This window comes from Bacteroidota bacterium, assembly GCA_016721765.1.
Lineage (GTDB): Bacteria > Bacteroidota > Bacteroidia > UBA4408 > UBA4408 > UBA4408.
The window spans coordinates 497659-511737 of record JADKHO010000001.1 but is presented as its reverse complement, the minus strand read 5'-3'; the positions used below and the strand labels follow the sequence as shown (position 1 = coordinate 511737).

Genomic DNA, 14079 nt, shown 5'->3' with positions numbered 1-14079 from the left:
AAAAAAAAGACCTGCTTCGAAACTCAAAGCAGGTCTTTTAATAAATTATAATGGGTTACTCTTTATGCATTTTTGCGCAAGCTTCACCGCATTTTGCAGCACATTCTTCCTTTGTTTTACATCCTTGATCACATCCTTCCATACAAGATGAAATAGCACCTTTTCCAGCATGTTGTAAACACATTGCTTTTTCCTCAGGGCTGCATTTCATACTATCACAATAAGCAGCACATTCTTCTTTGCTCATGTTCATGCATTTACTCATATCGCATTTTGGACCAACAAATTTTCCGTCGGCACCATACATGCTCATGCAATACGCTTTTTCTTCAGCGGTACAGCCTTTATCATCACACATTTTAGCGCATTCCTCTTTGCTCATTTTAGCACATTCGCTCATGTCGCATTTACCCATTTCGCATTTTCCACCCATTCCCATTTCAGTAGTGCAGCAATTCGCTTTGTCCATTTCGCATTTTCCTTCTCCGCCATCATTTCCAACAACTGCTATATAAGGAGCTATAACCAATGAAACAATACTCATTAATTTAATTAGGATGTTCATTGATGGTCCTGATGTATCTTTAAACGGATCACCCACAGTATCACCTGTAACAGATGCTTTGTGTGGTTCTGATTTTTTATAAAACATCTCACCGTTAATCATTACCCCTTTTTCAAACGATTTTTTAGCATTGTCCCAAGCTCCCCCTGCATTGCTTTGGAAAATTCCCATCAATACACCACTAACGGTAACACCTGCCAATAAACCTCCTAATACTTCAGGTCCAAATACAAATCCAACAATTACCGGAGTAATCAAAGCAATTGCACCCGGCATCATCATTTCGCGGATAGAAGCTTTTGTAGAAATAGCAACGCATTTTTCGTATTCAGGCTTTGCTTTGTATTCCATAATTCCCGGAATTTCGCGGAACTGACGACGCACTTCCTGAACCATGTCCATTGCGGCACGCCCTACTGCTTGTATACATAACGCAGAAAAAATAAATGGAATCATCCCACCCACAAATAAACCGGCTAAAACAGGAGCCTTATAAATATCAATCGAATCAATACCGGCAATCCCGACAAAGGCTGCAAACAAAGCCAAAGAGGTTAAAGCGGCCGAAGCAATTGCAAATCCTTTACCGGTAGCTGCAGTGGTATTTCCAACCGCATCCAAATTATCGGTGCGTTCACGCACTTCCGGTGGTAACTGACTCATCTCTGCAATACCTCCTGCGTTATCTGCAATAGGACCAAATGCATCAATAGCCAACTGCATAGCAGTTGTTGCCATCATTCCGGCAGCAGCGATTGCAACACCATACAAACCGGCAAAATGATAAGAAGCCATAATACCTGCCGCTAGCGTTAAAATTGGAATAACAGTTGATTTCATCCCTACAGATAATCCACCAATGATATTGGTAGCATGTCCGGTGGAAGATTGTTGTATAATTGAATTTACAGGGCCTTTACCCATTGCGGTATAATATTCAGTCACTATACTCATTATCGCGCCTACTGCAGTACCTACTAATATGGCATAAAATACGCCCATACGGTCAAACTCCATTCCACGAAGTGATATTGGACCTTCTGGCAACAAATACATCACCACAAAGTAAGAAGCAATAACAGTCAAAATCATCGATGACCAGTTTCCTAAGTTCAACGCATTTTGAACATTTGCTTTATCATCTTTAATGGTTACAAACCAAGTTCCTACAATCGAAAAAACAATCCCTAATCCACAAATTAACATCGGTAATAAAATGGGAGACATTCCACCAAAATTATCTGTTAATACAATCTCTTGTCCAAGCACCATGGTGGCTAAAATGGTTGCAACATAAGAACCAAATAAATCGGCACCCATTCCGGCAACATCTCCAACGTTATCGCCCACATTATCAGCAATAGTAGCAGGGTTGCGCACATCATCCTCAGGAATTCCGGCTTCTACTTTACCAACTAAATCTGCTCCCACATCTGCTGCTTTGGTGTAAATACCTCCGCCTACACGCGCAAACAATGCAATAGACTCAGCACCCAATGAAAACCCGGTTAATACTTCAATAGCAGTTTTAACAGTATCTGCACCTAAATCAGCAAAAACCGAAAGAAAGGTAATAAACAAGCCTCCCAATCCTAGCACAGCTAATCCTGCAACACCTAATCCCATTACCGTTCCGCCAGTAAATGAAACTTTTAAAGCTTGCTTTAAGCTGGTACGTGCTGCTTGGGTTGTACGCACATTTGCTTTGGTTGCTACCTTCATTCCAATATAACCTGCAGTTGCTGAAAATACAGCTCCAATAATAAAGGCTATTGAAATAATCCAGCTGGAATGAATAGGAACCCCATTTACTTCATGAATTGTTCCTGAGTAAGCTAATAATGCTGCTGCAAAAGCAACAAAAATTCCCAAAACTTTCCACTCTGCTTTTAAAAATGCCATGGCGCCATCGGCTATATAGCCTGCAAGCTCTTGCATGTTTTTATCGCCCGCATCCTGCTTGCTAACCCAGGCAGATTTAACTGCCATTACTACCAATCCTAAAATTCCTAAGGCCGGTACTAAATAAATAATGTTCTGCATAAATTGTATCTAATTAATTATTAAATGGTTACAAATGTCCTTTTTTTAAAAGGGCTGCAAACTTAGAAAAATTTAAAGGAAATAGCAAAAAAGTCCTTGCCAAAGGCATTTAAATCATTGATAATCTTGCTTTATATGAAATGGAAATGAGAGAAAGGATGTTGGCGAAAAGAATTTTATTCGACTGATTTGGCTTTAGGTGGCTTAATAAATTTGAGACCAACTAATATTTCGTGCGTGCCACTGCTGTAATTTTTTAAGTTTGAAAAGGTAAAATCATGCGCATAAGCAAATGTTAAGTGCTTTTGAATGCATAATCCAAGCATAGCACTATAAGCATCTTTAGAGCGATATGCGCCACCAATCCAAATCATTTCCTTATACATAACCTTAAGTCCGGCGTCGATTTGCGTAGGCACCGGTTTTAGAACCTTTACCATAAAAGAGGGTTCAATTTCAAAATCTTCGGTTGGGCGAATGCGGTAAGCTCCATTAATAAAATAATGATCTTCTAATTTCGATGCTATAGAATTGGTGCTTTCATACAAATCCAATTTGTTTTGAACCAATTGCGGAGCACTAAAACCTAAGGTAAATTGCTTTGAATATAAATTTAAACCAAAGCCAAAATCCGGTAGAATAACCGATTGTAAACTATTATCCAAGGCAACATCTGCATCGTCGTGCAGTTTAATTTTTGATCCATCAACCGTGAATTGAAGTAAGCCGGCAGATAATCCCAAGCCAAGTTTAACCTGCTCGTTTATTTTTAAATGATAGGCATAGCTGGCATAAATTCCTGTTCTACGTGTAGGCCCGGTAATATCTGTAAAAAGATAGCCCCCCAACCCAACTTTACGTGACCGAAGTGGTCCATTTACACTAAGAATGTAGGTTCGAGGAGCATCCGTAATCCCTTTCCATTGGTATCGGTTATTGCTTTTCGCTTCAAAAAAATCATTCTTGCCTCCCGCTGCAGGATTTACAATATATTCATTCAACATGTACTGGGTGTAAAGCGGAACTTGCTGCGCAACCACATTCAGCGCAACATACATGAAAATTAGAAGTAAACTGATTTTTTTCATTGTCTTAACGCATTATGGTTATTGGTCCGGTTAGGTTTTCAGTATTCACCTCATCGTGTAAGTTAATGATGTAATAATAAGTTCCTACCGGCAAATCCTTACCCTTAAACTTACCATCCCACTTTTCAACATAGCCGGGAGAACTGAATAGTTTTTCACCCCAGCGATTATAAACTTCAACTTCACAATTTTTATATGCCTGTATACCATCAATTTCCCAAACATCATTTTTACCATCTCCATTAGGAGTAATACCATTGCTGACGCCAATGGTAGGAAGAACGGTTATGGTTATTGAATCAACTGCAAAACAGCCTGTTGGGTTGGTAATCTTTACCGTATAGGTTGTAGTTACGATGGGCGTAGCAGTTGGTGTGGCAGTGAGTGTATCAACTAAGTTAGTTGTAGGTGACCACAAATAGCTTGAGCCCGTGGTTCCTCCAGCCGCATTTAATTGCACAGTGCTGCCTTGTATGATACTTACGTTCGGACCCAAGTCTGTTTCAGGTAAGGGATTTACAAAGATGCGAACAGTATCAGTATCCGAACATGCACCGCTATATGCAACCAATATAAAGTCATTTATACCCACCACCGGCTTTACAATTACGGCAAAAGTGCTATCAATAAATTGAAGCCCTGAATTTGTTATACTGAACCATTTGTATTTACTTCCTCCATTTCCTTGTAAGGTAATTTGATTGGTAAAACACAAGGTATCATCCGGTCCTGCACCAGCTTGAACAATTACTAATGCTTTTATAGTATCTGAATAAACAAAGCTACATCCGTTTGCATCATTAATGGTGGCATGATATACACCGGCTATTACTCCGGTTAAATCTTCAGTAACTGTTGAATTAGCGTCATCCCATAAAAAGCTGTAAGGAGGTGTTCCGCCACTTGGTGTCAAATCGATTGCACCATCCAAAGAATTGCTGCATTGTGCATAAGTAACAACAGCACTTGCAGATAATGCGTTTGGAGTGCTAATTACCAATGTTGGCGATACCGTATCACAGCCATTTGCATCTGTGATGGTAACAAATAAATTTCCATTTGGCACATGCGCAATAGTAGGTGTCGTGAAACCTCCAATGCTCCACAAATACTGGTAGGGTATGGTTCCTCCTGAAGGAATAACTGTTATACTGCCACTGCTATCGCCAAAGCACAGCACATCTTTTATTTGCGACAAGCTTAACGATATTGCACTAGGTTCATTAATGCTGATTTGCTGAAATCCTTTACAGCCTAAATTATCTTGCGCCTCTACTATATAATTACCGGCACAGAGGTTAGAAATTGTGCTGCTTACCTGATTTCCTGGAGTCCATGAATAGGTGTAACCGGGGTTAATACCTGATGCCGTCGCGGTTATGCTACCATTGCAAGAAGTGTTACAAGTTACATCTGTAGCCGTATAAACTATTGATGGACCTGTTGTATTTCCCAAAGTTACTGTATCTATTTGAGCGCAGCCATTTATGTCGGTTACAGTTGCAATATAAATACCTGCACACAAATTTGAAATGCTCGATGTGGGCGTGTTTGCAGGTAACCAGGCATACGTATAAGGCCCAACTCCACCGGTAATAGTTGTCGACAGCGCACCGTCACACACGCCACAATTTGGGCTAGTTTTCGTAAATGCAATGTTTACGGTACTTGCAGGACTTATTGTAACACTACCTGCACTTACACAGCCATTTGTATCAATTACTTCATAATTGTAAGAGCCGGCACAAAGTCCACTTAATGAGGAGGTGGTAGCACCATTGAATAACCAATAAAAACTAAAAGGTCCTGCCCCCGCTGTTACTGTGAGTTGTGCAGTTCCATTGCATGATCCGGAGCAGGTTTCATCGGTTTTTGTTGCAGTAACTAATGGTCCGGAAGAATTACTAATGCTCACATTTTTGGTTTGAACACAACCTCCATTATCTGTTACAGATACTGTATAAATTCCTGCACATAAACTGTCGGCTGATAATCCCAAATCGGAATTACTCCATAACACAGCATTGGGTAATACTCCTCCGGATGGAATTATTGTTGCACTCCCATTACACTCTCCACAGCTAGCATTTACAGTATTACTAATGCTGAATAATATTGGTGGTGGTTCAGAAATGCTGATGCTATTAAAGGTTTTACATCCTACATCATCTGTTACTTCAATTATATAAGGCCCCGCACAAAGCCCGGTAATGGAGGCAGAAACTTGCCCTCCGGGACTCCAGCTATATGAAAATGGAGCATTTGCGCCACTCACCACCGCGGTTGCGGTTCCATCACATGCAGCATTACAGTGAGCATCGGTAAAACTGGTTGTTACGCCTGGTCCGTTCGAATTATTTAATGTAAATACTTTTATATAACTACAGCCTGCACCATCTGTTAGATGCAAGGTGTAAATTCCAGCGCATAAATTGCTGATGCTTGCTGTACTAGCTCCTCCGGGTAACCAAGAGTAAGTATAAGACCCTGTTCCACCGCTTGGATTTACCGTTATTGAGCCATTGCAAACGCCACAACTGGGTTGTACTTGTGTTTCATTGTAACTAATAATTCCGGGAGTGCTTAGTGTAATGGATGAAGTGAATATACAACCAAGCGAATCTGTAACTTGATAATCATAAGTCCCTGCACATAAATTAGTAAGGGATGCATTCGTTTGGCTGCCTTGTAACCACAAATAAGAATAAGGTGGAGATCCGCTAGTAACCGTTAAGGATGCTGTTCCGTCGCATAAATTTGCACAACTTTCATTAGTGAAACTTTCAACAACAACCGGTCCGGTACTATTGCTTATTGTAACAGTAGCCGCAGTTTTACACTCCGATTTATCTTTCATAAAAATGGAATACACACCGGCACATAAATTATTAGCAAAGGCACCTGTATCTCCGCTGCTCCAAAAAACAGTATAGGGTAATGTCCCTCCATTCGGCAGTATCGAAGCCGTTCCATCACAATTTCCGCAACTGGCTGGAGTGGTATGCGGCAAGCTAAACACTAATGGTGTTGGTTCTTGAATTGTGATTGGTGCAATGCTCTTACAGTTATTTACATCATTTACAGTTACAAAATATGTTCCTGCACACAATCCATAAAGGGTATCAACATTTTGTCCGGTATTCCATTGATAGGAATAAGGAGAACTACCTCCAAACGCACTTACAAAAACGGATCCATCACAAGTCCCAAAACAGGTAGCATCGGTAAATGAATTAGAAATTGAGGGCGCATTGCTATTGTTTAAAATGATGGATGCATTTGTTGAACAATTAGTTGAATCCGTAATTTGAACCGAATAAACTCCTGCGCATAAAGCATTTAATGTAGAAGTGCTTTGCCCATTGCTCCACAACAAGGTATAAGGCGAAATTCCTCCGGTTGGATTTAAGGTAATACTTCCATCGCAAATTCCACAACTCGCATTCATAAAGCTCGTTCCCGGATTAATAGCTGCCGGTTCTGTAATAGTTACCGATGAAACTCTTTTACATCCATTGGCATCTATAATTTCAAAAGTATAGGTTCCGGCACACAGTCCATTTAGCGAGTTTGTTGTGGCTCCTGAATGAAGCCAGTAGTAACTATAGGGCGCTTGCCCGCCAATAGGAGTAATACTCACTGTTCCATTACAAACGCCATGGCAGGTAATGTCAGTTTTTACTATATTTTCCCCACTCGGTCCTGTGGTGTTGGAAATATTAAAATTACTGGTACTTGCACAGCCTGAATTATCACTTACTTGCACCGAATAGGTTCCTGAACATAAACTATCTACACTAAAAGAAGTTTGATTTATACTCCACAAATAACTGTAAGAACCTGTTCCGCCTGTTCCACTAACTTGGGCTGTACCATCACATAAGCCACAACTGGCATCTGTCGATGTAACGTTTGCTTGAACTGCTGTGGGCTCTATAATTTGAACTGTCTCAAATACAACACAACCTATTGCATCAGTTACTTTTGGGAAGTAGGTGCCAGGGCATAAATTTGTGATGCTATCAGTAGATAAGCCTCCCGGAGTCCATAAATAAGTAAATGGAGCTGTACCGCCAACAGGAGTAACGGATGCAAGTCCATCACATCTGCCAAAACAACTTGCATTTAAGGAAAGTTTTGATAACGTAAAAGCATTGGTACTTAATGGCACGCTTGAGTTAATAGAACAACCTCTGCTATCGGTTATTTGAACTGTGTAAAGATTGGCTGATAAATTACTTACTGTATCATTTGTTGACCCACCCGGAATCCAATTATAAGTATATCCGGGAGTTCCACCATTGGCGTTTACTATTATGCTTCCATTACTAGTGTTACAGGTGGGGTTGGTGGTGATAAATGTGCTTGTAATAACCGGCGGTTCCGATATCACAGCTGTTTGTGTAATGGAACAATTATTAGTATCAATAACAGTCAATACATACGTTCCGGCACACAAACCTGTAATTCCAGCAGTATTAGCATTTCCGGGTGACCATAAATACCTAAAGGGTGCTGTACCGCCAAGGGTAACCGATGTGGCTGTTCCATCACAACTTCCATTGCAACTAATATCTACACTATTAATATTTGCATTTAACAACCCGGGTTCTGTAATCGTAACCGGAACGGTAATAAAACAGCCACTTGCATCCGCAATATTCACAGCATAATTTCCGGCACAAAGATTTGAAACAGAATCTGCTGAGCTTACCACACCAACCCAAGTAAATGTATACGGACCTATACCTCCCGATGGGCTAACTTTGGCACTTCCATTACATTGTCCAAAACATTTGATATCATTCTTTACCAAATTGCTTAAGATGGCTATGGGTTGGTTGACTACTACAATTGCCGATTGCGAACAATTGCGAGCATCTGTCACAAAAACCGTATAACTTCCTGCACATAAATTTCCGACAGTAGCTAAGGTATCGCTAGCACTACTCGACCAGGAATATCGGTATGGCGCAGTACCACCGGATGGTGTAACGGTTGCTGAACCATTGCATACCCCATTGCAGCTTAAATCCGTATGTGTTTGCTGTATCGTAATCGCTGCAGGATTGGCAACAGTAAAATCGAACGGTGAGGCACAATTATTTGCATCGGTTATAGTAACATGATAGGGCCCGGCACTTAAGTTGGTGATACTTGATAAAACGGCTCCTGCAGGTGGATTCCAAGAGTATGAATATGCTCCAGTTCCTCCCGATGGAAACAAGAAAATGGCACCATCGCTTAATCCATTACAGCTTATGTCAACTACCGAATCATTGCTAACAATTGGCAAAGGTTCAGTAATAGTATCGCTTGTGAGCTGAATGCATCCTGTTGCATCTGTAGTTTGCAATATATAAACTCCGGCGCATTGGTTTGTTAAGGTCGCCACACCGGTTGGTCCAGTTGGTAGCCAAGAATAAGTATAAGGCAATGTTCCTCCACTCACTGCAACAGCCATAGTTCCATTACATTGTCCGTTACAACTGGCGTTTGATAGTGTAACAACTGCTGTATCCGGCCCCGCATTATTACTTAAGGGCAAAGTAAACGGTTGCACACAATTATTTACATCAGTAACAGTTACACTATATAACCCGGCACATAAATTAATTGCAATTTGCCCGGTTTGATTGGTAGGTGTCCAACTATACGTATATGGTCCTCCCGAACCACCGGCAGGAAATATTGCCAATGCACCGTCACAAGCACCACAATTCGCTGGAGTTGCGCCCGATACTATAGTTATAGCAGCTGGATCAATTAAAGTTAAATTTTGAGTCACACTGCAACCATTTGCATCCGTCACAATCACACTTATTGTCCCTGCACAAACGCCACTTATGCTTTGAGTTGTTTGACCACTTGGTAACCAAGAATAGGTATAAACTCCTGAACCTCCGGATGGAATTACTGTAGCTGTACCATTACATACTGCTTTACAAGTTGAGTTAACACTGCTTGCATTCGCTACTAGTACTGCCGGTTGTGTTACAGTTACTGTTTGGCTGGAGCTACATCCGTTCAAATCAGTTACAAAAACAGTATATGTGCCTGCACATAAATTGGTAATGGTTTGTGAGGTTAACCCATTTACTGACCAGGAATATGAATAAGGAGCTGAGCCTCCCGAAGGTGTGGCTGTTGCTGTTCCATCACAAGCCGCATTGCAGCTAGGGGATGTAAAAGTAGTTGCCACTGAAATAAGACTTGGTTCCGTTACATTCACTGTTTTTATGACCGAACAATTATTAAAATCATTTATTGTTACGGAATAGGTTCCGGCACACAAATCACTAACAGCAGGATTCGTGTAATTTCCGGGCGACCATAAATAGGTAAAAGGAGGTGTACCCCCATTTACCTGCACATCTACAGTGCCATCGCAGGCAGCATTACATGAGTTGGGCGTGAAAGATGCAAGACCATCTAAAACAGCCGGCTCTGTAATTGTTTCCGATGAACTTATATTGCAATTATTAAAATCGGTAACAGTTAGAGTATAGCTGTTTGGGCAAAGCAAGGCTACCGATGGAACAGTAGGTCCATTACTCCAAACATATGAATAAGGAAGTGTTCCGCCGCTTACAACTCCTGTAATTTTCCCATCGCAATTTCCATTACAAGTTACATTTGTCTTATTTAAATTAAGCACAAGTGCTGCTGGTTCTGATATTGTTAATGTGTCAAAATCAAAACAATTATTAGCATCCGAAATACGTACAATATAGGATCCAACACACAAATTCGAAATGCTAGTGCCAAGCGCGCCGGTTGACCATGAATAGGTGAATGGATTTGTTCCACCTGAAGGAGTCAATGTTAAACTACCATTGCACTGTCCTCCACAGGAAGTATTTACCGTCACTGCATTTGAGCTAATTGCAGGTGGTGAAATTATGGTGTCATTTAAAAGGGTATTGCATCCATTAGCATCCGTAATTTTTACCGAATAGGCACCGGCACATAAATTAGAAATCGAAGTTGCTGCGCTATTGCCTGGTGTCCACAAATAGGTAAAGGGGCCAACTCCAACAGGTGGTGTGGTAGAAATTGAACCGTCGCAATTATTCGGACAACTCGTATTTATTTTTGAAGAACTAACAATTGGACCCGCAGCATCGCTAATAGCAATTGTAAATAGTTTTGAACATAAAAGGGCATCCGTTATTGTAACAGAGTATGAACCTGCCGCCAGATTTGAGACACTTGATGAATTTGATACCAGTGGAGCTGCCCAAGAATAAGTGTAAGGAGCTGTTCCTCCGGTTGGGGCAAGAGTGATTGACCCATTATTTAAAAGACATTGTGATTTAACAACAACTTCGTTTGCCGCTATTACAGTTGGTTCTGTAACCGTAAAGGTACTCACCTTAGTACAACCATTGTTATCGGTAATGGTCACCGTTTGAGTACCGGCACACAATCCATTCACCGAATTTCCAGTTTGCCCGGCTGCACTCCACGAAAAAGTATAGGGTGGTGTTCCTCCTGTTGGTATCGAGATAGCACTGCCGTTACAACTTCCAAAACAAGTTGCATTTGTAACATTCACGGAATTGTTTAAAACGGGCGGATCAGTAAATGTTATGGTTGAGACATTAAAACAGCCATTTGCATCTGTTACACGCACAGAATCAATTCCTGCACATAATCCAGTTGCAGTTTGCGTAGTTTGTCCACTTGGAAACCAAAGAAATGAATAGGGCTGTTGTCCTCCACTAGCATTGGCAGTTGCTGTTCCATTGCATGAATTGGCACACAATGCATTAGTAGATGAACTGGTAATTAAGATAACCACCACAGGATCAATTGTGAGATTTCTATTCACCTGGCAGTTATTTGCATCAGTTACAATTACTGAGTAATTTCCAATACACAAGCCTACAGCTGTTGGAGTTAATTGTGAATTAGACCAAGAGTATTGATAAGGCTGGGTTCCTCCTGCCGGCGATACGGTTGCAGTTCCGGTACAAACACCACAACTCGATGTGGTACTTGCTAAATTAATGGTCAACAAGGGTGGCTGTGTAATGGTAACGGTATTACTCGCTTTACAGCCTCTAGAATCGGTTACTTCTACGGTATACACACCTGGACAAAGATTTACTATAGTTGAAGTAGTTAGGCCATTACTCCAGGAATAAGTATAAGGCCCCGTTCCTCCACTTCCACTTGCAGTCGCTTTTCCATCACAAACTCCATTACAACTCGGTTGGGTGGGAGTTGCTGCTACTGCTAATGGAAGAGGCTCTGTAATGGTTACTGATCCCGGTACAGAACAATTATTTACGTCTTTAACGGTGTAGGTATAAACACCTGCGCACAAAGCAGTAAGATTCGAACTTGTTTGATTACCGGGCAACCACAAATAGGTGAAGGGAGCGGTTCCGCCACTGGGCAGTATGTTTGCAGTTCCATCACAGCCTCCATTGCAAGTAATATCGGTTTTTGATGAGGTGGCAATTAGCTGATTGGGTTGAGTTATTGTTACGCTAACCGAAGTGCTGCAATTTTTTGCATCAGTAATAAAGAGCGTATATGTGCCAATACATAAATTGGTTAATGATGAACTTAATACTCCTGTATTCCATGAAAACGAATAAGGTGGTGTACCCCCAGATGTGGATGCTACAGCAGAACCATTGCATTGCCCAAAACAAGTAATTTGTGAAGGGCTAATGGTTGCAGTTAATGCATTGGGTTGTGTTATTACAACTGTTTGTTGACTTAAACAATTGCTGGAATCGCGCACAAATACAGTGTAACTTCCGGCACATAAAGCATTCACAGTGGCAGATGTCGACACAATTGGTGCACTCCATGAAAACGTATAGGGTGCGCGCCCTCCCGCAGGTGTTGCGGTTATTGAACCATCACACGCCCCATTGCAGCTAATATCGGTTTTAACAGTATTCACCAATAAGGCCAATGGTTCTGTAATAATAGCACTATCCCTTTTTATACAACCCGAAATATCAGTTACCTGTACCCGATATGTGCCAGGGCATAAATTGTTTTGTGGATTAGTGGATCCACCGGGAGTCCATTGTATAGCATAAGTGCCTGCTCCACCCGACGGTGTAACTCTTGCAGTTCCATCACAAGCTCCATTGCAACTAATATTTCTTTTTGTTAAGTTGGTCAATAAGGGAGTGGGTTGATTCAAATTAGTAGTAAACGATTTTGCACAACCTTTCGAATCGGTAACAATTACGCTCACCGATCCTCCGCAAAGTAAACTATCTGTTTGCCCGGTTTGCCCATTGTTCCAGAGGTAACTATAACTTGGTGTACCTCCTAATGGATTAGCTCTTACTTTTCCATTACAATCTCCAAAACATTTGGGCTGTGTTTTTGTATAGTTAGGGATGATAATTGGGGGAGGGTCATTAATAATAACAAACTGATTCAGTACCTCTCCATTACTGGTGTTTGTAACGGTAATGATGTAAGTTCCGGCAGGCAAATTCACCATTGGATTTCCGGAGTAGTTCGAATTCCCATCTGTGAGTGCATAGGTGTAAACTCCGGGCGTTGCTGTAAAAACCGAATCTACTTCTACAATCGCATTGGAATCACCATTGCATTTCGGTGGAGTAACTGTTACATGAATGCTATCAATAATTGCTTGAATACCAGAAAATTTTTGTACAGCTGGGTTTAGTAACACAGCATCTTTTTTCTTTAAAGTAAAATTAGTTGCGGCATCATTAATAATTTTATTTTGAAGTATAACGGTTGATTTTCCTAAATCTAAAGTGCTTTTTTGAGGTCCAAAAACATGAATGGTTTTTGCCTGAATAAAATAATTATTTGAAAGAATTTTACCGCCGGATAGTGTAATTGTCTTGGTCTTATCAAGCAATAAATGGTTTTGTAAGGCCCATGAACTGTTCACACCTTCAAAAAATAAATTACCAAGAAAGAGTTGATTCGCTGATTCTATGACATTTTGAGCCGTATTGGAATAAAAATAAATTGTGCCGTGAAATTGATTTTGAATTCCTCGAGAAAATAGGAATGAACCTCCAACATAAAGCTGTGCCGAAGCTGAACCTTTTAAGGCTGCTAATGGAATTGCGGGTGCACACGAAAAGGTCTTACAACGTGCAATTCCATTTACGGTGATGTTTTGCCCGCTTTGATTAAATGAATTTTCATCAAAGTAAACATTGTCAGCCGCTCCGGGAATTATTCCTGCAGCAGCACCTCCACTGGTTATCGACCAATGTGCACCATCCTCCCAATTACCGGAATTATTTACCCAATATAAATTCGAAGCAATTGTCGTTCCGAGCAAACAGAAAGATAAAAAGAGTGGAAATAAAAGGAGAGTAGCTATTTTTTTCACATCGAATGAATTGTTTCTCTGACGAA

General features: G+C 40.8%; 2 protein-coding genes and 1 pseudogene. All 3 read right to left on the bottom strand.

All coding sequences use genetic code 11. The annotated features are described in order from the left end of the window. Positions 1–280 precede the first annotated feature (280 nt). A pseudogene (locus IPP32_02045) lies at positions 281–2608 on the bottom strand (sodium-translocating pyrophosphatase). Between the two features lie 176 nt (positions 2609–2784). Continuing rightward, complete coding sequence (locus IPP32_02040; GenBank protein ID MBL0046867.1) at positions 2785–3696, bottom strand: type IX secretion system membrane protein PorP/SprF; 912 nt, start codon at positions 3694–3696, stop codon at positions 2785–2787. Between the two features lie 4 nt (positions 3697–3700). After that, entirely contained in the window at positions 3701–14053 is a 10353-nt protein-coding gene (locus IPP32_02035; protein MBL0046866.1) for a gliding motility-associated C-terminal domain-containing protein, read from the bottom strand. Positions 14054–14079: the final 26 nt, after the last annotated feature.

What these genes read in the sequence shown, in the direction of transcription:
- IPP32_02040 (MBL0046867.1), bottom strand. Translation starts at nt 3,696, where the DNA reads ATGAAAAAAATCAGTTTACTTCTAATTTTCATGTATGTTGCGCTGAAT.